At 54.8% G+C, this 19968-nt stretch carries 16 protein-coding genes; 8 read left to right on the forward strand and 8 right to left on the reverse strand.

Going from position 1 to position 19968, the window contains the following annotated elements:
- Positions 1-5: 5 nt before the first annotated feature.
- On the reverse strand, positions 6-890 hold the full coding sequence (locus RE6C_RS25365) for a TIM barrel protein (protein WP_008661247.1): 885 nt from the start codon (positions 888-890) through the stop codon (positions 6-8).
- Between the two features lie 352 nt (positions 891-1242).
- Between RE6C_RS25365 and RE6C_RS25370 the strand changes: the two genes are divergently transcribed.
- Both RE6C_RS25370 and RE6C_RS25375 read left to right on the forward strand, forming a co-directional pair.
- Positions 1243-1518, forward strand: a complete 276-nt coding sequence (locus tag RE6C_RS25370; RefSeq protein WP_007330042.1) for a hypothetical protein — start codon at positions 1243-1245, stop codon at positions 1516-1518.
- Positions 1519-1592: 74 nt separating this feature from the next.
- Complete coding sequence (locus RE6C_RS25375; protein ID WP_008661249.1) at positions 1593-2441, forward strand: ParA family protein; 849 nt, start codon at positions 1593-1595, stop codon at positions 2439-2441.
- A gap of 53 nt (positions 2442-2494) precedes the next feature.
- Here RE6C_RS25375 and RE6C_RS25380 read toward each other — a convergent pair whose 3' ends face one another.
- Positions 2495-3088 (reverse strand): DUF6702 family protein, encoded by a 594-nt coding sequence (locus tag RE6C_RS25380; protein ID WP_008661250.1) that lies wholly within the window; start codon positions 3086-3088, stop codon positions 2495-2497.
- Positions 3085-5727: a M1 family metallopeptidase gene (locus RE6C_RS25385; RefSeq protein WP_008661252.1), complete on the reverse strand. Its 2643-nt coding sequence runs from the start codon at positions 5725-5727 to the stop codon at positions 3085-3087. Before RE6C_RS25385 ends, RE6C_RS25380 begins: the two co-directional genes overlap by 4 nt.
- 367 nt (positions 5728-6094) lie before the next feature.
- On the opposite strand from RE6C_RS25385, the gene RE6C_RS25390 reads away from it, so the two are divergent.
- Positions 6095-6277, forward strand: coding sequence for a Flp family type IVb pilin (locus RE6C_RS25390; RefSeq protein WP_037250441.1), 183 nt, complete (start codon positions 6095-6097; stop codon positions 6275-6277).
- Between the two features lie 13 nt (positions 6278-6290).
- Complete coding sequence (locus tag RE6C_RS25395) at positions 6291-6800, forward strand: hypothetical protein (protein WP_008661256.1); 510 nt, start codon at positions 6291-6293, stop codon at positions 6798-6800.
- Between the two features lie 172 nt (positions 6801-6972).
- Here the strand turns inward: RE6C_RS25395 and RE6C_RS25400 are convergent, their stop codons facing one another.
- Positions 6973-7935: a uracil-DNA glycosylase gene (locus RE6C_RS25400; RefSeq protein WP_008661258.1), complete on the reverse strand. Its 963-nt coding sequence runs from the start codon at positions 7933-7935 to the stop codon at positions 6973-6975.
- Positions 7936-8025: 90 nt separating this feature from the next.
- Here RE6C_RS25400 and der point away from each other — a divergent pair, with 90 nt between their 5' ends.
- The 3 genes from der (at position 8026) to RE6C_RS25415 (ending at position 12266) form a co-directional block, all read left to right on the forward strand.
- Positions 8026-9390 (forward strand): ribosome biogenesis GTPase Der, encoded by a 1365-nt coding sequence (der, locus tag RE6C_RS25405; RefSeq protein WP_008661259.1) that lies wholly within the window; start codon positions 8026-8028, stop codon positions 9388-9390.
- A 101-nt stretch (positions 9391-9491) separates the two neighbouring features.
- Positions 9492-9998 (forward strand): NINE protein, encoded by a 507-nt coding sequence (locus RE6C_RS25410; RefSeq protein WP_008661260.1) that lies wholly within the window; start codon positions 9492-9494, stop codon positions 9996-9998.
- 168 nt (positions 9999-10166) lie between these two features.
- Positions 10167-12266, forward strand: a complete 2100-nt coding sequence (locus RE6C_RS25415) for an alpha/beta hydrolase family protein (protein ID WP_008661262.1) — start codon at positions 10167-10169, stop codon at positions 12264-12266.
- A gap of 182 nt (positions 12267-12448) precedes the next feature.
- On the opposite strand, the gene RE6C_RS25420 is transcribed toward RE6C_RS25415, so the two are convergent.
- From RE6C_RS25420 to RE6C_RS25445, 4 genes are all read right to left on the reverse strand, one after another.
- Positions 12449-12919, reverse strand: a complete 471-nt coding sequence (locus RE6C_RS25420) for a hypothetical protein (RefSeq protein WP_039963411.1) — start codon at positions 12917-12919, stop codon at positions 12449-12451.
- Between the two features lie 30 nt (positions 12920-12949).
- Positions 12950-14032 carry a DNA glycosylase AlkZ-like family protein gene (locus RE6C_RS25425; RefSeq protein ID WP_008661266.1) on the reverse strand — a complete coding sequence of 361 codons (1083 nt, stop codon included), beginning with the start codon at positions 14030-14032 and terminating at the stop codon, positions 12950-12952.
- Between the two features lie 24 nt (positions 14033-14056).
- Complete coding sequence (locus RE6C_RS25430; RefSeq protein ID WP_008661267.1) at positions 14057-14857, reverse strand: hypothetical protein; 801 nt, start codon at positions 14855-14857, stop codon at positions 14057-14059.
- Positions 14858-15301: 444 nt separating this feature from the next.
- The gene (locus tag RE6C_RS25445) at positions 15302-16597 is read right to left on the reverse strand and encodes a 3-keto-disaccharide hydrolase (protein WP_008661269.1); all 1296 of its coding nucleotides are present in this window, start codon (positions 16595-16597) and stop codon (positions 15302-15304) included.
- Positions 16598-16680: 83 nt separating this feature from the next.
- Between RE6C_RS25445 and uvrA the strand changes: the two genes are divergently transcribed.
- A complete protein-coding gene (gene uvrA, locus RE6C_RS25450; RefSeq protein WP_008661272.1) occupies positions 16681-19683 on the forward strand; it encodes an excinuclease ABC subunit UvrA in 3003 nt (1000 codons plus the stop codon).
- Positions 19684-19968: the final 285 nt, after the last annotated feature.

The following is a 19968-nucleotide window of genomic DNA, read 5'->3' on the forward strand; positions in this document are numbered from 1 at the left end:
AAGAATCAGGTGTTACACAACGTGAAGGCTTGGCTGAGAGAGGCGATCGAGTCCGGGTGAGTGGGGATGAATTCTTGGGCGAGGTAGCCAGTATAACCGGTCTCGCGAATCGCCCTGATGATAGGTGGATAGTTGATTTCTTGGTTAAAATCCAGCTCTCCGCGGCCCGGATTGCCGGCGGTGTGATAATGCCCCACAAATTCGTGATAGCGGCGTAGATGACGTATCACGTCTCCGTGCATGATTTGGACGTGGTAGATGTCGAAAAGCAGTTTCATCACCGGTGAATCGACCGCTCGGATCAAATCCACGCACCGGTGGATGTCATCGCCCCAGTATCCAGGGTGGCCTTTCATCGGATGGGAATCGTCCACGCTGTTGAGATGTTCCAGCACTATTTGGACATTGTGTTGCTCAGCGTAGGGAATCACCCGCTTCCAGCATTCCACGCAATTTTGGAACGCGGCTTCTTCGGTGATTCCGGCCGTTCGCATGCCAGTGAACGTGATGACCGACGGCGCACCAAATTTCACCGCCAGATCGATTCCTTTACGAAGCGATTCTTCGACGGCTTTGTGGTTAGCTCGATCGAGCGGGCCTTTCTGAAAGCCATGACTGCCGACCAGGGAGATTTCCAGTCCCATTTCTTTGATCGCCGGGTAGTGTTCGGCTCCGACGCCTTCCAATGCGACGTAGCCGATTTTTTTGGCTTCGGCGGCCAATGTCATCACGGGCATTGGCTTGAAACACCAACCCATGATTGATTGACGAAGGGTCTGGTTCGATTGGTTGCCAGCGATGGGACTGGATCCGTCCGCTTCGCTCAGTGTTTTCTGCGGTGACGTTTCGGATGGCTGCGTTTCTGAAGGCGGCTGAGGCTGGGCGGGCATCGCAGAAGTCCATCGTGGGGGGATTCAGGGGGCAGCCACCATCATGATCGCTAACGACTGCTTCATTCAACTAGGAAAATGAATTGGCGAAGCGATCTAGTTGGACTGTTCGAGCAGTCGGCAGAGCAATTTAGTGACTGAAATCGAAGGTATTTCCAAGAGTTTTTGAGATCGGGTTCAAGCTCATCGTTTTGCCCGCAAAATTTTCTCAAGTTACCTAATCGGCACAGTCGATAGTTCTTTCACGCGACGCCCTGGCGTCGAACCCGCTCGGCTTGTTACATCCTGACCATCGGGTTGCCAATCTTCGCGGCCATGCCAACCGAAACTCTCGTCAATGGAATGACTCTCTGTGACATCCCTTACCGCTCGTCACCAATCTAAAACGGATTCCACCGACCTGAAACAAGCTCGCCGCGAAATGGAACTGGACCGAATGGCTGGATTAGGAACGTCCAAAACCGTTTCTCTTCCGCTTTCGCAAGTGGCTCGATTGTTGATTGACGCCGCCCAAAGCAACCGAACTTGGCTGATGGATTTCGCAGATGATGTGGTGCGAATCGACTCAGATTTGTATGAAGTCCTTCTGGCATACCAAGAACTGCGTAGCGATCTTCGCACCGCTTGATTGGTTGTCAGATTTGGATCGGATCCATCCACACGCACGACACTAACCATTTGTAACTCAGGAGCATTGCCATCATGCGATCAATCGCTGTCATCAACCAAAAAGGTGGTGTGGGCAAAACGACCAGCAGCGTCAATTTGGCCGCCGCTCTCGCTCGATCCGGTCGTCGCGTCTGTGTGATGGATTTGGATCCCCAAGCCCACGCGTCGTTGCACCTTGGGATCACCGCCATCGACGGAAGCGTTCCTTCGATGTACGAAGTTCTTTGCAGCGATGTTTCGCTGACGGAAGCTCGTCAACAAGTCGGTGAAAACCTCTTCGTCGTGCCGTCCAACTTGGACTTGGCTGCCGCTGAAATGGAATTGGCCGGTGAAGTCGGCCGTGAAATGATTCTCAGCGACAAGCTCGCCGACGATGAAGAAGAATTCGATTACTTGGTTTTGGATTGCCCGCCAAGCTTGGGTGTGCTCACGCTCAACGCGTTGGTCGCGGTCGAAGAAGTGTTCTTGCCATTGCAACCACACTTCTTGGCGCTGCACGGTTTGTCCAAATTGCTGCGAACGATCGAAGTCGTTTCGCGCCGCATGAACAACAAGCTTCGCCTCAGCGGAGTTGTGTTGTGCATGTACGATGCGAACACACGTTTGGCCGCGGAAGTCAGCACCGACATTGATGAGTTCTTTGCCGCATCCAAAGACGGCCGCGAATTCTTTTCCGGTGCCAAGTTCTTTGACACTCGGATTCGCCGCAACATTCGTTTGGCAGAAGCTCCCAGCTTCGGACAATCGATCTTCGATTATTCCGGCGAGAGCAATGGAGCGATTGACTATCAATCGCTCGCGGAAGAAGTGTTGGCACAGGAAGTCGCCAACGCTCGAAAGACTTCCAGTGTGTCGACTCAGAATGCTCGCATGGCGGCCTGAGGCCACCTCGCGATTTTCATGTTGGGCCGGCGGATTCGCGTCGGCCCGGATGGTCAGTCAGGCCACTTCAATTCAGCGACCGGTTCCCGCGGCGTGATGACCGCGGAAACTGGAACCGGATGGCCTAAGATCACAAACGTGTTTTGAAACGCGTCGTGAGGACCATGGCCACCAGGATGCACCGTTTTGCGAGCGGTGTCGACGAACAAGTCGCAACGCACGTGGCTGGGCGGTTTGACCTCACCATCCTTTGGTTTTGAAACCTCGTACTCCGCGAACCACCAGACGTGGATGCCTTCTTCTCGGCGTCCAACCCAATGGTATTTCGCGGCGTTTTCGAGCTTCGGAGCAGGAATGCACGCGTCGTCATTTGCAAACGTCATGTGTCTCCCAAACGCTAGTTCTTGCGGCTTCAGATCAACGCTCGACTTCTCGCCGGTTGCTGGCTCGGACTCACGTTTGCCTGATTTCGAAAGCGTTGCATTGGCTTCCTTTATCAAGCGTTCTTCATCGGCGAGCGACAAGCGAAACGCGATTTCGATTCGTTCGGACTCAGGATTCCACTGCAGTTCACAGAGTGTTTCCTGAGTGGGATGCAGTAGCATCCCACTGAGAACCAGCCAGCAAGAAGTGACAAACGCAATCATTCGTCGGTGGCCTCCGATGATTTGCTGTCGTCGTCGCTTTCTTTCTTGCCTTCGTTGGCTGCTTTCTTCGGCTTAGGCTTGCCGGCTTCAACCTTCTTCTTGGTATCAGCCGGCTTCGCTCTTTCGCCTTCGTCCTTTGGCTTCTTGTCTTCGCCAGACTTTTTGGAAGCTTCGTCAGAGGCTTTGTCCTTGGAAGCGGCTTTCTTTTTTTCTTCCTCTTCTTTCTTCTTTTGGGCGGCCTTTTCTTTTTCGGCTGCTTTTCGCATTGGATTGCTGGATTTGCCTGATTGATAAAGCTTGAAGCGGCTTGGTTCCAACTTCGGTGGCCAATGGTTGTTGCCGCCATCGGTGTCCGCGATTTCTCGCTTTGGATCGATTTCTAAGCGAACGATTTCTTTTTCGCTCAGGAACAACCGCTTCACTTCCTTGCTGTTCACCCGCCAAATTTCGGCTGGCAATTGGATGTCCTCGGAGGTGTTGTCGGCATAGTGGATTCGCAAAGGAACCGGCATCACCAATCCACCTTTGTTTGCCAAGTGCACCACGTAGAACCGCGTGGTCCGGCGAAGCATGGCACGTTGTTCGTCATCGAGTTTGTCCAAGAACTTTTGGTAGTTCTTGCGGTCGTTTTCTTCGACTTTGTCTTCGTCGTAGTCCGGCGCGTTGTAGAAATCCTTCAGGCCGGGGCGCCATTCGATGCGGCGGCGAAGTGGCAAAGCGCGGTTGCGTTCGTCAGAGATTGAATCTTCGCGAGCGTCTTCCTGCTTGCGTTTTCGCTCGGCGGCTTCGTCTGGATCGCCGCTGTCGATCAAGTACAGTTCGATTCCTTCGATCGAGACGTCAACGTGATCGGTGCTGTAGAACCAACCTCGCCAGAACCAATCCAGATCGGTGCCGGAGGCGTCCTCCATGGTGCGGAAGAAGTCGCTCGGCGTTGGGCGTTTGAATTTCCAACGATTCGCGTACTGCGAGAACGCATAGTCGAATCGTTCTCGTCCCAAGACGGTTTCACGAAGGATGTTCAGAGCCGTCGCGGGTTTTCCGTATGCGTTGGCTCCGAACTGCAGGATTTCATCGCTGCTGGTCATGATCGGACGTTGATTGCTGCCCCGCATGTAGGGAACAATCTTTTCCGGCGGACCACGGCGGGAAGGATAATTGTCTTCCCACTCTTGTTCGGTCAGGTACTGCAGGAACGTGTTGAGACCCTCGTCCATCCACGTCCATTGTCGTTCGTCACTGTTGACGATCATCGGGAAGAAGTTGTGGCCGACTTCGTGAATGATGACGCTGATCAAACCGTACTTGGTCGCTTTGCTGTACGTTCCGTCGTCCTCGGGACGGGGGCCATTGAAGCAAATCATCGGGTATTCCATCCCGTAGACCGGGCCGTTAACGCTGATCGCGACTTCGTAGGGGTATTCGAACGAGTACCGGCCGTAGACTTCCAGCGTGTGAGCGATGGATTCGCTGCTGTACTGGCTCCACAACGGTTCGGCTTCGTTGGGATAGTAAGACATCGCCAGGACGGTCTTGTCGCCAACTGTGACGGGCATCGCATCCCAGATGAATTTGCGACTGGCAGCGAACGCAAAGTCACGAACGTTCTTTGCCGTGAAGTTCCATGTCGCACGTTCTTTGGATTTGGATTTCTCGTTCTCTTTGGCTTCTTCTGGCGTGACGATGAATTCAAGATCTTCACCCTTCTTCATCTTCGCCAAACGCGTCTTCCATTCCGGTTTGAGAACCTCGTCGGTGTTTTTAAGCGTTCCCGTCGAAGCAACCACCATGTCCGCGGGGACTTCGATGCTTACGTCGTAGTCACCCAGTTCCAGTGTGAATTCGCCTGAACCGAGGAACTGATGATGTTGCCAACCGGTGTAGTCGGTGTAGGCAGCCATCCGTGGGAACCACTGAGCGATTTCGTAGATGTAGTTCTTGTCGTCTTCAAAGAACTCGTAACCGCCACGAGCTCGAATCACCTTCGCGTCGACGATGTTGTAGCTGTACTCGATCGCCAATTGGGTTGACTTGCCGGGCGGCAATGGTTTGGCCAAGTCCACTCGCATCATCGTGTCGACGATCAAGTGATCGATCTCGCCACCTTTTCCATCGGTTACCGAGCTGATTTTGTAGCCGCCATCGAAGGCTTGTTGAGCCAACATGGTTTCGACGAATTTAAAGGTTGCTTGCGAGCCGATCCCGGGAGCTGACTTGCTGGTGATGGCAACCGAATCGTTCTTGAATCGGTTTTGATCGAGTTGGACCCAAAGGTAGTCCAGCGTGTCAGGAGATTGGTTGTGATAGGTGATCTCGCAGGTGCCGCTGAGCGATTGGTTCTCATCGTTCAGTGAGATGTCAATTTTGTAGTCGGCCCGTTGTTGCCAGTACTGAGCTCCTGGAGCACCCGAAGCGGTTCGGTACACGTTCGGCGTCGGCAGCCATGGTTCCAGAGGATGAAATTTGTCCGTTGGGTCGCTGTGTTTTGGGTTGGGCAACGGTTGTGCGGACGCGGTGCTCGGTGCGACCGCGGTCAGCAATCCCGCCATTGCGACGGCCAAACAAACCATTGCAGTGGAGAAACGAAGACTGAACGCAGGAGCCAAAACGCGTGAAAGCAGGATCGATCGAAATCGCATCTTTCATAGACCTAGGGCGGCGAGGTACCAAACTGGGATCAAACTGAAGCTTCACAGGATACTTCGCCACGAAACGCCGTTTGTCCACGTCGCAGCCTTAATTTGGTTAGGGAGGTGATTCTCGCGGCAGCTTTCAATTGGCGAACTGTCCAAACCCATGAATGACTCGCGCGAGGGGCTCAGTTTTCACTCTTCGCTCTAGTTAAACCGGCGCAAATGTCACAAACCGAACGATCGGCATGAATTTCCACTTCGGAGGCAAACCCATTCAATATGCCCGGCTCACTGGGCAATGCCGGGCTAGGTTTTTGACAGAGTAGGAGCGTGATCCTGCCGCCCAGAATTGCAACCGTATGAAGTCACTTCCATGTCCCAAAGACCCTTCTTGCGATCGATCCAGCGATTTTTGCTCGAAGAAGATGGCCCGACCGCTGTTGAATACGCCGTGATGCTGTCACTGATCATTGTGACCGCGTCGGTGGGTATCAGCATTTTGGTCACTGAGACGAGCAACAGTTTGAACAACTCGTCCGACGCCATCGCTAACTGAATTGGATTGCCCCGTGAAAGCCAAGCGACCCACACGTCCGTTGCGTCAACAATTGTTGATCGACCAAGACGTCCAAGTAGCATTGATCCTGCGCGCAATGCTCTACGGAACCGCATGCGTAACTTATTTCGTTGTCATTCAATTCTTTACTCAGTCGATGATCCATCCCGGTGTGAATACCGCGGATCTGTTTTTTTCATTGACGGATGAGGCGATGTACTGGGTCCCCGGCCTGTTGGTATTGGGACCTTTGATGATTTACGACGTGTTGAAAGTCAGCAACCGATTTGCCGGGCCGATTTTCAGTATGCGTCGCGAAATGCAGAACTTGATCGACGGTAAAGAAGGTCGAAATATAACCTTCCGAAACGATGATCACTGGTCAACGATGGCGATGCAGTTCAACACTATCCGCGAGGAATTGTTGGAACTACGAGCCAACGTGCCCAGCGAAGCTGAAGAGGAAGAAGACGATAGCTGGATGGAAGCGACACCAGAAGACGATGCCGTCGCCGTTGGTTGATCTCGGGCTGTTGATTTCACGAGTCGCACGGCGTTAGCGGCGGTCAACCAAGCGATAAGCGAGGCGAACGCCCATCGACTAATTGTTGTCATTCGGTACACGACCAAATCACCAGCCTGATAGCATCGAAACGAAGCCGAATTCATGCTACTGGTTCTGTTCAGCAGCGGAATCAGGCCAACCCCGCGTCTCGCATCAGCATCTGAAGATCGGCCCAGGCCGCCTTCTTCGCGTCAGGATTTCTCAGCAAGTACGCCGGGTGATAGATCACCAACACTTTGCTTTCGTGGTACTGGTGAAAACGTTGCCGAAGACGACCGATGGAGAGTTTGGTCTTCAGCAATGAATGAGCACTGACCGCACCGAGACACACGATGTATTCGGGACGCAGGATCTGAAGCTGTTGCTCAAAGTATTCGCGGCAATTCGCCAATTCGGTGGGATCGGGGTTTCGGTTTTCAGGCGGTCGGCATTTGACCGTGTTGAGCAGGTAGATGTCTTCCCGCTGAAGCTTGCAGGCTTGAACCATTTTGTCGAGCAATTGCCCGGCACGCCCGATGAATGGTCGCCCCAATCGATCCTCGTCGGCTCCCGGAGCTTCGCCGAAGAACGCAAATCTCGCGGCGGGATTGCCTTCGCCAAAAACGGTCTGGGTCCGGCACTTGGCCAGCAAGGTGCATTTGGTGCATCCAGCGACAACCGACGCCAAATTAGCCAACTGATTTTCGCGTTCCGCAATCGGCAAGCTGGTTCCCGGGTACGGATCGTCGCTGGCAGAAAATGATTCGACCGGTTGCAGTCGGGTATCCGGCGCTCGCGGTGGCGTTTTGACCTCTGGTCCGATCGAAGAACCAGCGGCGGATGGTTGAGGAGGTGATTGCGGACTGGTCGCCGCGACGGCGGGTTGAGAGTCAGCTGGGGCAGCGTCCTGGATCCAGCGTGAATTCCATGATTCGACCGATTCCGCCTTTGGTTGGGGGATGAACCGAACGCCGACCCGCTGCAAGTGAGCCAGCAGTTCTCCCGCGGCTTCGTGAGTTTCGCCGGGGTCGAGGTCGTTTTCTGGGGAGGTCATGGGCAACTGGGGAGGCGTTTTCGCGTCAAAAAAACGGTCATTGCGGGGAAGTTCGAGCAAGGAAGGGATTCTTGAAATGCTCGACGCAGCTTACCATTGGCAGGTTACCACCGATTCGTCGATCCTTTTACCCTCTGTTCGATTTTTGTCATGCCTGTCCCTCAAGTCGCCATCGTCGGCCGCCCCAATGTCGGCAAGAGCAGCCTGTTCAACTGGCTCGCTCGCCGTCGGCTCGCCATCGTCGATAACTTCGAAGGTGTGACTCGCGATCGCATGACCACCCTGATCGAGTCGGATGACCAGTTTTTTGAGCTTGTCGACACCGGCGGAATGGGGGTCGAAGACGCTGATGACCTGACCAACGACGTGCGCCGGCAAATCGATATGGCCATCGCGTCGGCCGACGTGATTTTGTTGGTCGTCGACGTTCAGACCGGTTTGATGCCACTTGATGAAGAAGTCGTCGAACGCCTGCGGGGAGTGGAACGGCCCGTGATTCTGGTTGCCAATAAGGCTGACCAAGAGCACCAGGACATTCACGCGGACGAATTCCGACGCCTCGGACGAGGTCACCTGATCACGGTCAGCACCACGCAAAACCGACACCGAGATGACTTGATCCAGGTCATTGTGGATCGACTGCCGGAGAAGGACGAGGATTTGGTTGCGCCCGAATCTTCGATGAAAATCGCGATTGTTGGGCGTCGAAACGTCGGCAAGAGCACGTTCGTCAACACTCTCGCGGAATCCGATCGGATGATCGTCAGCGAAGTGGCCGGTACTACGCGAGACAGCGTGGACGTGCGATTCGAAATCGACGGGCAGACTTTCCTGGCGATCGATACGCCGGGGCTGAGAAAACGCAAATCGATTCGAACGGACTTGGATTTTTACGGGACGCACCGAGCCCAACGTAGCGTCCGGCGTGCCGACGTCGTGCTGATGTTCTTTGACGCCTTGGAAAAGACCAGCAAGGTCGACAAACAACTCGTCGGCTACATCATGGAGCATCACAAGCCCGTGATCTTTGTGGTCAACAAATGGGACAAGGTCGACAAAGAGGTTCCAACCGAACGCTGGGTGAAATACCTGCGTCACCAATTCACCACGTTGTCCTACGCACCGATCGCGTTCATCACCGGGCAAACCGGACGCAACGTCAAAGCGGTGATGAACCACGCGGCGATGCTTTACAAACAAGCCCAAAGCCGAGTGTCGACGGGCGAACTGAACCGCATCCTACGAGCCGCGATCGAGCAGCATCCACCTGCGATGTACCAAGGCCGTCGGCCAAAGATCTTTTACGCGACGCAGGTATCGACCGAGCCACCAACGGTTGTGGTGATGTGCAGCGATCCCAAAGCTCTGACCCACGACTACCAGCGATACCTGATTGGTTGGATGCGAGATCACCTGCCGTTCGGCGAAGTCCCGATCAAGCTCTACATGCAACAACGTAGCCGGGCAGAAGCCAAAGCGGAGCGGTCCGGGCAAGGTCGCTCGTTGGAATCCTAGAACGCTTGAGCATCCGCTGAATCGCGGAAGAAACAGTGGTCTTGGTGTGTCTCGTAAAATGGCGCGCCACATGCACTCATCAATCGTGCCCGACGGGGTAAGTGCCTCAGTCATCGCAAATTTTTCGCGATGCGAACATCCGATTGCAGCGAAGTGCCATGTCAACGACTCAAAACCATCCCCAGCCCTCTGCGCCACCGGCGCAAGGGGACGTGCCGTCGCCCGAAACGCATTCCATCGTGATCGGGTACATCGTCTGGATCTTTGGTTTCTTCGGAGCACACCGTTTCTACTACGGGAAGCAAATCACCGGAACGATCTGGTTCTTCACCCTTGGGCTAGCAGGAATTGGATGGCTGATTGATTTATTCCTGATTCCGGGAATGGATCGACGTGCCCAGAGACGATTCACGTCCGGCCCAGTCGACTACACGATGGCCTGGATTCTGCTGACATTTTTAGGGCTCTTTGGGATCCACCGCTTCTATCTCGAAAAGTGGATCACCGGCGTTATCTATCTCCTGACCGGTGGGCTTTTTGGCGTGGGTTGGCTGTACGACCTGTGGACGCTGAATGAACAAGTTGATCAATATAATCGCCGTGCGTGATCGGTTGCGATCGAGTTGTCTTATCAAAGAAGAGTTGATGGATCGTTCTGGTGAAGCACAGGCAGGCCTGAACCACCTACAATGGAGCCGAGCGTCCGGTTGATTTCGAAATTGACTGGACGCTTCCCCGCCCCATCATCCCACCGTCTTCGCGATTGAGGTTCACTCATGCGCCCGCTTCCTCTGCCCGGCATTGCACCGATTTTGTTTGTGGTGCTTTTGGTTCTCTCCACGTGCTCTCGGGCCAATGACGCGCCGGCGGACACGACCGATGGCGATCAATTGGTGCCGGAATACTTCGAGCAGCAAACTCGTTTGTTGGCGGAACGATCACTCGCGGACATCGAGGATTTGGAGGACTGGACGAGCAAGCGAGCGATGTACCGCCAGCAACTGCTGGACATGTTGGGATTGAACCCGATGCCAGAACGGGGCGAACTCCACACGACCGTGACAGGCGAAGTTCGCAAGGACGACGTGGTGGTCGAAAAGCTGCACTTCCAGTCGATGCCAGGATTGTATGTGACCGCGAATTTGTATCGGCCGGCGAAAGTAGATGAGCCCCTGCCTGCGGTCCTGTATGTGTGTGGTCACGGACGCGTCGTGGAAGACGGCATCAGTTACGGAAACAAGGTTTACTACCAACACCACGGTGCATGGTTCGCTCGCAATGGCTACGTGTGTTTGGTCATCGATACCATCCAACTTGGTGAGTTTGAAGGAACTCATCACGGAACCTACCGTGAGAAGATGTGGTGGTGGAACAATCGTGGCTACACACCGGCGGGCGTCGAAGCCTGGAACAGCACGCGGGCGATCGATGTGCTGCAAGCTCGAGTCGACGTCGATCCCGATCGGATTGGTGTGACGGGGCGAAGTGGCGGCGGAGCCTATTCGTGGTGGGTGGCCGCGATTGACGAACGTATCCAAGCGGCGGTGCCGGTGGCTGGGATTACCAGTCTTCACAACCATGTGGTCGATGGCTGCGTCAGTGGGCACTGCGACTGCATGTACATGGTCAACAGATATCGCTGGGATTTCCCGATGGTCGCCGCGTTGGTTGCTCCACGACCGTTGCTGATCTCCAACTCCGACCGCGATTCGATCTTTCCTTTGGAAGGTGTCGTGGACGTCCACGCCAAGGTGCGAAAAATTTACGAGCTTTATGGAGCGGAGGAAGACCTCGGTTTGCAGATCACTTCCGGTCCGCATAGTGACACTCAAGAGCTACGCATCCATGCGTTTCGATGGATGAATCGCCATCTGAAAAAAGATGAGTCACTGGTCGACACCGTGGCGACCAAACTCTTCGACACCAAACAGCTGAAGGTGTTTGATGAACTGCCCGAGGACGAACGCGTGACAACGATTCACGAAACCTTTGTTCCCAAAGCAACGCTTGAAAAAACGCCTTCAACACCTGAAGAGCTGGCGAGGTTGAGTGAACATCGGAAAGAACAACTTCGTGAAATGACGTTCGCGGGTTGGCCGGATGATGTCTCAATAGAACAAACGTTGGAAGTGGTCGAGCAACTCAAACGCGCCGACGCTGAGGTCACCTTTGCACAATACACGAGCCAAGACCCATATATCCTGCCATTGATCGTCGTGCATCCAGCCAAAGCGGAGAGCGATACTTCACCAAAGGAGCCAGCCACGGCAGGTTCGCCCGTCGATGTGGTTGTGTTGGATCAAGCGAGTTGGGAACGAGCCGCGTCCGGCCTGGCGGTGGTCGCCCCGCAACGTTATCCGAACGTGCAGCCTTCTCAGGATGTTTGGAACGAGATAATCGAATCGAGGCGTCCGACGGTCTTGATCGCACCTCGCGGAGTTGGCCCGACCGAATGGTCGCGTGATGAGCGAGAGAGAACACACATTCGTCGCCGTTTCATGCTGTTGGGACAAACTGTTGCCGGTATGCAGATTTACGACGTCGTCAGCGCCATGGAAGCACTGAGTGGACGTCGAGATGAATTGGCATTGGCCGGTCCGTGGACATTGAGTGGAAAGAGCGATTCGGCATTCATTGCATTGCACGCTTCCATTTGGTCGGATTCCATTACTAATTTGAAACTGTTGGATCTTCCGACATCCAATCGAGATTCACCGGATTTGTTGAACGTCAGCCGGGTGCTCGATCTGCCTGAACTTCTCGGCATCGCAACAGGCGACGTCGAGGTGTCGATCGGAGGCAGCACTCAGGCTGAGTGGCGGAAGAAGGCTGAATCAAACCCACTTCTTTCCAGCGTTGGTTGGCCAGCCGAGTGACGGGAACGACGGGTGGGTGAGCGGACTTTCGACAGCCGGTGTGGTCGCGTGCATTTGTTCCGTGGTCGCGGGGCTGATTGCGATCGCAATGGTCGCGAGAAAGCAAGGCCGTGGTGTGAGCTTGTTGTCTTGAGTTGTGCTTTGAATGAACACGTTGGGCGGGCCGTGACATGAATTGCAACTCAGCGTTCTTCGGAACCTTTCAACTCCGTTTTCAGCGACTCTTCGGTGCGTCGCTCTTTCTCGGTTGGTATCGGCAGTGACTTTCGTTTCACTGGTCTTTGATACCAGCCACCGCGATAGACGCTCAGCACGCCAAACTTGTAGCGGGCGATTGTGCCAGCCGACAACATGCCGATAAATACTATCGGAAAGAAATAGCCAATTTCGAATCGACCGAATAACGCGGGGGCCAAGAGGCTGAACGATAGTGTGGCGACAATGAGAGAGCGAATCCATTCATGTCCTTTCGGCATCTCGACGAACATTCGAGCTCCGCAACCTTTGCATTCGTATTGCAATGAGAACAATACGGACCCGATCTCGTTGGTTGTCCGGCAAAGCGGGCATTCATTTCTGGCGATTGCAGGAGGATCGGTTGGCTCCGATCCCGGCGGTGGAGTCGAAGGCGTTTGATAAGGGTTCGCACTCATTCAAACGGTTGGCTCAAAATGATTCTGACTTTAGCCAAGTGTTACTTCCTGGATGCTTTGATCGAGTCCTAGAAATTCCGACAGTCGGTTGACTTCCGACTCTGCGGCTAGACGGAAGGTTCGCTCCTTTGGACGGCGATCGATATAACTAAAATCGACTTTTAAGCCGCCTGCTTCCACGCCAGCGGTTGCCCAACCAATGATTTGGTCTCGCCAGAGAACCGGCATGGCATAGTAACCCAGTTTGCGTTTGTGCTTGGGCGTGTAGGCTTCGAAGCGGTAAGTCCAATTCCAAAAGTGCTCGAAACGGGTTCGATCTCGAACGACCGGATCGAACGGTGCAAGAATGCGAACGATATCCGTTTTCATCCTTCCGCGCCGTCCGGAGTCCAGCGACAAGTATTCGATCTCGTCGATCGTGTCGACGCGTATTCGACCAGCGTCGATCAATCTTTGCAGGCACCTTCGTCGATCGGCGACACTTTCGACCAAGTATTTGAAGTGAGACAGTTCGCTGAGCAGAAATCGACGTGTTGTCGCACCCATCGCTTGCAACGTTGCGAGCATGATTTCTTGCAGCCGTTCCTCTGGGGGCCGCGTTGGTTCAATCTCATCGGCCACTTCGTAAACGCGGATGCCATTGTTCCGGTTCGCGACTCGCAAAGCACCGCGATTGTGCAGCGTTTCCATGGCCATTTTCGCCGACCGAGAGAATCCGCCCCAGTAGTTTTTGACGCGTTCGCCACCGACATGCGATTCCAAGTCTTTGGAATGCATCGGGCCATGTTGCCGAATCACATCGAGCGTTTTGCGATGTTCGGCGGTCAGTTTCTTCTCCGTTTTGGGGTGCACGATTCGCCAAAGATCTTTTGAGAGGAATCCGTAGGCATACAGATAGCATTCCTCCAAATCGAGATCCGGGTAGCGGCGTTCCAGATCTCCCGCACGATAGTTTTTGACACGATGTCGGAGGATCAGATCCTGAGCTCGTGCTGGGCAACGAATCGGATCGGCTTGGACGAAACCGAGACGTTCGAGCGCATCGGCCATTCCGCAGGGTGAAAACAGGCTGTCATTCAGCACTCGTTTTCGAAATTGATCCAGGGACGGCATGGGCAACGCAACGGTGTCTTGGTGTTAGTGGTTTGTTCGAGACAACCGAAGATACGTTGTGGGATCGTTGGTTGGAACAAGGATGAGATCATCGTCGCTGCCCATTGCCGCATGAAATCCGACTCCGAGCGAAACAATGGCTCCCTCCGATACTGAGAACCATTGTTTGCCAGGTTGGAAAAACGGGTCGGAAGATTGCGTTTCAAAGGTTTCTTGATCAATGAACGTGTATTGATTGGTAGCGGGCTTTCCGTCTGGTGTGACGATTTTGACATTCCATTTGCCCGACATGTCAACATCGCCGGCAAGCGGCACCAATGTTTCGCCGAGACGTTCTCTGACTGGTTCGAGAGCCTTGCTGACTTGTTCCTGCTGCATCCGCTTCCATTCCAGTCGTTGTTGCTCTATCTCCGTGATCGCAGGTTTGAGTGAGTCCATGTCCTCGAACAATTCTGCGGTTCTGGCATGGACACCGGATGTCGCATCGATCACCAGCAGTTCCAATGACGGAAACGGTGCCATGGAACAATTGCCACCAAGCTGTTCCCACTCTCCCGGAAAAACCACCGATTGCGTTGCTTGCATCAACATCGAAAAGTCGAGAGGTGTATCTGGCGAGCCCCCAGCGTCGCGAGTGGCTCGAATAAGATCACCCACCTGGTAGACTACTGGATAGGGTTCTTCGGATTGATACTTGGCTCGTCCGGACGAGTAACCACTTGAGTAGCCAGTTCGATAACCGGCAAAGAACCCGGCGACGCAGAGGCACGCAAACAATAAGAATGCGATTGGATAGCGGAATGATCTGCGGTTCAAAACGGACATAGAGCTGATCGATTGACGGACAAGTGAATGAGGATGGACTTGCTCATTAATCTACCTGTTCCCCCCCAAGCGATGTTGGGATGGAGCTCAAACAACTCGGCGTATCGCGGTGTCCAATTGAGTCCGGTGCAATTGGCATGTTTCGGATTGCCTTGGTCACACAGAGGCTGCGCCGTTTTCCGATGTCACATTTGATCGACTTTTTGCAACAAACTCTCCCAAATCGAATTTTGGGGAGGTTGAGCGACGCCGTTCAGGGATACGTGATTGAGGGGGCCGAGCATAAGAAACGGCACGCACTCCCCTCCCCGAAATTCTCGCTGAACGCTCGAATTCCGACCCTCCCAAACTGCGTTCGGGAGGGTGAATTCAACCTTGCGAGCGTGGCATTTTAAAAGTGCACAACCTCCATTTAGAGGAGGTGACCAAAACGCTTATCGCACCCTAGTTGTCAGACTTCGGAGGGAACGAGTCGCTTGCTGCGATCCCTCGGTCCAGCACCCAAACGTTGCGGAATCGCACGGGGTCGGAGTGATCTTGCAACAGAGTCGGCAATGGAAGAGCTTCCTCGGCTTTGCCGGCCCCGGTTGGACCTGGCAATGCGACGTTGTCTTGGACCTTCACTCCGTTGACCCACGAGGTCACGTGAGCGGGACGCAGCTTCTTGCCGTCGGCGCCGAATCGTGCGGCGGTGAAGCGGATGTCATAGGTTTGCCATGTGAGTGGTGGGAAAGCCATGTTCAAACGTGGTGGCTTGAATCGATAAAGAGCACCCAGGCCATTGAAGACTCGTTCGGTACCAAAAGAATCAAGAATCTGACACTCGTATCGGCTCTGCAAATAGATGCCGCTGTTGCCGCGTTGTTGACCTTGTTTGCCTGGCATGTGAGGAATGCGGAATTCCAAGTGCAGGTCAAAGTCGTTTAGCAACCAATTGACGTTGGCACCGTGAGCGAGCAAGCCTTCGTCGGTGATCCGAGCCTTTGTGAATTGATCCGTGTTCTCGCCGTTGAAGAGCACGAGTGCTTCCTTAGGCGGCTGCGCACCCATGGTGGAGCTGGTTCGAATCACGCGAGGCAATTCACCGAGTGAGTCACCGTCGAAATTGATCAAGCGACATTGCTCAGGACCGGCAAACAACGCCCATGGTCCACCGGACAGAACCAGCGTCTCTCCGTTGCGGCGGCCGATCAAACGGAGCTGCGTTGCCTCGTTGAATTTCTCATCGCCGGGAAGTCCACCTTCGTAGGCGAGAGCTTCGAACTCACCCGAACCGAGGGCACGAATTTGAATTCCGAAACGTTGGTTGGCGGCCTCGGTTTGAATCGAAACGTCGCCGGCGTATTCACCGATCAATTTGTAATCGACGGCGGCTGGGCCATCGGTGGGTGGCAAGGTCCAGACACCCTTTTCGACCCAGGCCGGATCTGGTTTGGGCTCGGACGGTTGTTCTGTGGATTCTTCCGTCGCCTCTTCTTTTGGGGCGTCTGCCGCTTTGTCGGCTTTCTTCTCCGACGCCTTCACTTCCTTGGCGTCTTTGGAAGGGGCCTCGGCCTTCTTTTCGGCCTTTTCCTGGGCCGGTTTCTGCTCGGATTTAGAGTCGTCCGACTTCTTGGCGGCGGCGGAGTCCTTTTCTTGTGCCGACACTGTCTGTGGCGTCAGCGACACCGTCAGGCACAGAGCGAGCAAACCCGTGAAAACGCGTGGGGTTGGGGTCGCGAGAAATTTGCGAAATGACATACTCGAACGGGTCTCGTGCTTTCGGGGATGGTGGGCAGTCTGGGGGGAGGAGACATTTTAATTCAATTGTGAATGGATGCATCATGGGACAAACGCAAAGTTCGACAACAAAAACCCGAGTGACACGACAACCGATCTCGGTTCGTGGATGCCGTGTTCACAACTTGCGTGACGTCGACGTCGACATCCCTCGCGGGGAATTGGTGGTCATTTGCGGGCTGTCCGGCAGCGGAAAAACATCGCTGGCGTTGGACACGCTGTATGCCGAGGGTCAGCGAAGCTACATCGAGAGTTTTTCGGCGTACACGCGGCAGTATCTCAACCAGCTCGATAAACCGGATTGTGACAGTATTTCCGGAATTCCGCCCGCGATCGCGGTGACTCGGGCGTCGGCGGTGAAGACGAACCGCAGCACCGTGGCCACTTCGACCGAGATCGCTGAGCACCTGCGACTGCTGTTCGCCCGTGCATCGGAATTGGTGTGCTACCAGTGTGGGCAGCCCGTCGTCATCGACAGCCCACAAAGTGTTGCGGCACAACTGAGTGATCCAGCGGCAAAGGTTCAGCGGGCGATCGTGGGATTTGAGCTTTGGCTGCCGAATCGGAAAGCCGCTTCGGAGATCCTGCTCGGCCTGCAACAGGAAGGTTTCGTGCGTTTGATCCTCAAGGGGGAAACGTTTCAGTTGTCCGACGAAGACCGCAGCAAGTTGGCCAAGCGGATTGGATCGAAGGGAGTGACGGCGACGGTGGTCGTTGACCGGCTTTCCTCCTCGTCGGAAATGTCTCGCTGGACTGAGTCCTTGGAAACCGCGATGACCGAAGGCAACGGGCGTGCGGTCGTGTTGTTCCAGGCCGATGCGGAAGATCGGTTCGCCGGGTTGCCGACCCAATCGATCGACGGACGGGAGATGTTGCAACGAGTCGCCAGCGATCGGCATCGCTGCGATCATTGTGACATCGAGTATCCCGATCCAGTCCCACGAGCATTCAACTTCAATCATCCGATGGGGGCGTGTCCGGAGTGTGAAGGGTTCGGTGATGTGATCGGAATCGACATGGACCGGATTGTTCCCGACAAGTCCAAGTCGATTCGCGAAGGTGCGATTGCGCCTTGGAATGCGCCTTCGTATCAGCATGAATTGGAAGAGTTGTTGGCGCTCGCGGATGATTACGATTTGCCGGTCGATGTTCCGTTTTCAAAATTGAAAAAGAAGCATCTGAAGCTGATTCACGAAGGCGTCCGCGAACGCAAGTTTGGTGGGCTGGATGGCTTTTTTGCTTGGTTGGATCGCAAGAAGTACAAGATGCACATTCGTGTGTTTGCATCGCGATACCGTAGCTATCGGACTTGCCCGGCCTGCGGTGGAAATCGGTTGAAGCCTGAATCGTTGGCGTACAAAGTCGGTGGACGCAACATCTCTGAAATGCTGGCGATGCGGTGTGATGAGCTGGATCAATTTCTGACGGATTGGCTTGGCGACGATGCATCCAGCGATAACGAAGCGGACGTTTCGCATGACGATGCTGTTCGCGAAAAATTGGTTGGGTACCAGACGCAGGCGGAGTTGTCGATTGCGGATCAGCAGCGTCGGCACACGATCGCCAGCGAACCAGTCCGGCAAATTCGCGATCGGTTGCGCTACTTGGATCAAGTTGGGCTGGGGTACCTGCAACTCAACCGCACGCTTCGCACGTTGTCCGGCGGTGAGACCCAGCGAATCGCGTTGACGTTGGCTTTGGGCAGCACGTTGGTTGGCATGTTGTACGTGCTCGATGAACCAACGGCTGGTTTGCATCCGGTCGATGTGGAGCAATTGGTCGACGCGATCACTCAGCTTCGCGACCGTGGCAACACCGTCGTCGCGGTGGAGCACAACGACACCTTGATTCAACTCGCTGACCGCGTGATTGAGATCGGACCTGGGGCGGGCGTCGGTGGAGGCTTGGTGACGTTTGAAGGCACGCCCAAACAGTTGATGAAGGCCAAAGACAGTTTGACGGGGCGGTATCTCGGCAAGAACCGAAAGCAGTCCATCCAGTTGGATTTGACTGATGGCCGGACACCGACAGGCTCGTTGGTTTTGAATGGAGCGAGCGGGCACAATCTTCGTGACATTGACGTGGAGTTTCCGCTTGGATGCATGACCGTCGTCACGGGACGATCGGGCAGCGGAAAGAGCTCGCTGATTCATGACACGTTGTATGGCGCCGTGTCGATTCGGTTGGCTGAGCGTCGTGGCGAAGTGCCGTCCGCAGACATTGTCGCCAACACCCTTCCGTTTCGAGCGTTTCGAGGCGAGCAAGCGATTGACGATTGTTTGTTGGTCGATCAGTCGCCGATCAGCCGCAGTCCTCGCAGTTGCCCGGTCACGTTTGCGAAAGCGTTTGATCCGATTCGGCAAGCTTTCGCGGGAACGGTTGACGCCAAGATTCGCAATTTCAAACCGGGACACTTCAGTTTCAATTCTTCGGCGGGGCAATGTGCGGCGTGCGAGGGAGCGGGCGTGCAAACGATCGACATGCAGTTTCTCGCGGATGTCTCGATGCGATGTGGCGAGTGTCGCGGGCGGCGATATCGCGACGAAGTCTTGCAGGTTCGCTATCGAGATCGCACGATCGCCGATGTATTGGAGATGACCGTTCGCGAGGCCTCTGAGTTCTTTCGCGAAATGCCGAAGGTGCAGAACAAACTGAAGCGTTTGATCGACGTGGGGCTGGACTATGTCGCATTGGGGCAACCAGCGACCACGCTTTCCAGCGGTGAGGCTCAGCGTTTGAAGTTGGCCGCGTTCCTCGCGGGATCGAGCAAGCGGCGGACGTTGTTCTTGATGGACGAGCCCACGACCGGATTGCATTTTGACGACATCACGCGACTGCTGAAGTGCTTCGACGCGTTGATCGATGAAGGGCACTCGTTGATCGTGATCGAGCACCATCCGATGCTGATGGCCGCCGCGGATCAGATTATCGAAGTCGGTCCTGGTGCCGCAGAAGAGGGTGGGCAGATCGTGGCCAGTGGGACTCGTGATGAAGTCGCGTCGGTCAACGATAGTTTGACGGGACAGGTCTTGCGGCAAATGCTTTGACGAGCAATCAGAATAGAACGTTTGTCTCAAACGTCTGGAGGTCGTGCAGTTTTGAAGTGCCGTTTTCGCAAGGTTGAAATCACCCTCCTGAACGCAACTGGGGAGGGTCGGAATGCGAGCGTTCAGCGAGAATCCTGGGGAGGGTAGTGCGCGACGTTTCCCATGCTCGGCCCTCACCGTCGCGTACGCCTGAACGGCGTCGCTCAACCTAGTATATCGCTGTTGCTGAGTTTGGACTGTTTTTCAGTCGATTCGCTGTGACGACCATGGGGCAGTCGCTCTGCT

Source organism: Rhodopirellula europaea 6C (assembly GCF_000338295.1).
Classification (GTDB): domain Bacteria; phylum Planctomycetota; class Planctomycetia; order Pirellulales; family Pirellulaceae; genus Rhodopirellula; species Rhodopirellula europaea.

Excerpts from the sequence above, each read along its gene's own strand:
- RE6C_RS25365 (WP_008661247.1), bottom strand. The coding sequence starts at position 890 with ATGCCCGCCCAGCCTCAGCCGCCTTCAGAAACGCAGCCATCCGAAACG.
- RE6C_RS25375 (WP_008661249.1), top strand. The coding sequence starts at position 1,593 with ATGCGATCAATCGCTGTCATCAACCAAAAAGGTGGTGTGGGCAAAACG.
- RE6C_RS25380 (WP_008661250.1), bottom strand. The coding sequence starts at position 3,088 with ATGATTGCGTTTGTCACTTCTTGCTGGCTGGTTCTCAGTGGGATGCTA.
- RE6C_RS25385 (WP_008661252.1), bottom strand. The coding sequence starts at position 5,727 with ATGCGATTTCGATCGATCCTGCTTTCACGCGTTTTGGCTCCTGCGTTC.
- RE6C_RS25390 (WP_037250441.1), top strand. The coding sequence starts at position 6,095 with ATGTCCCAAAGACCCTTCTTGCGATCGATCCAGCGATTTTTGCTCGAA.
- der (WP_008661259.1), top strand. The coding sequence starts at position 8,026 with ATGCCTGTCCCTCAAGTCGCCATCGTCGGCCGCCCCAATGTCGGCAAG.
- RE6C_RS25415 (WP_008661262.1), top strand. The coding sequence starts at position 10,167 with ATGCGCCCGCTTCCTCTGCCCGGCATTGCACCGATTTTGTTTGTGGTG.
- RE6C_RS25420 (WP_039963411.1), bottom strand. The coding sequence starts at position 12,919 with ATGAGTGCGAACCCTTATCAAACGCCTTCGACTCCACCGCCGGGATCG.
- RE6C_RS25425 (WP_008661266.1), bottom strand. The coding sequence starts at position 14,032 with ATGCCGTCCCTGGATCAATTTCGAAAACGAGTGCTGAATGACAGCCTG.
- RE6C_RS25430 (WP_008661267.1), bottom strand. The coding sequence starts at position 14,857 with ATGTCCGTTTTGAACCGCAGATCATTCCGCTATCCAATCGCATTCTTA.
- RE6C_RS25445 (WP_008661269.1), bottom strand. The coding sequence starts at position 16,597 with ATGTCATTTCGCAAATTTCTCGCGACCCCAACCCCACGCGTTTTCACG.
- uvrA (WP_008661272.1), top strand. The coding sequence starts at position 16,681 with ATGGGACAAACGCAAAGTTCGACAACAAAAACCCGAGTGACACGACAA.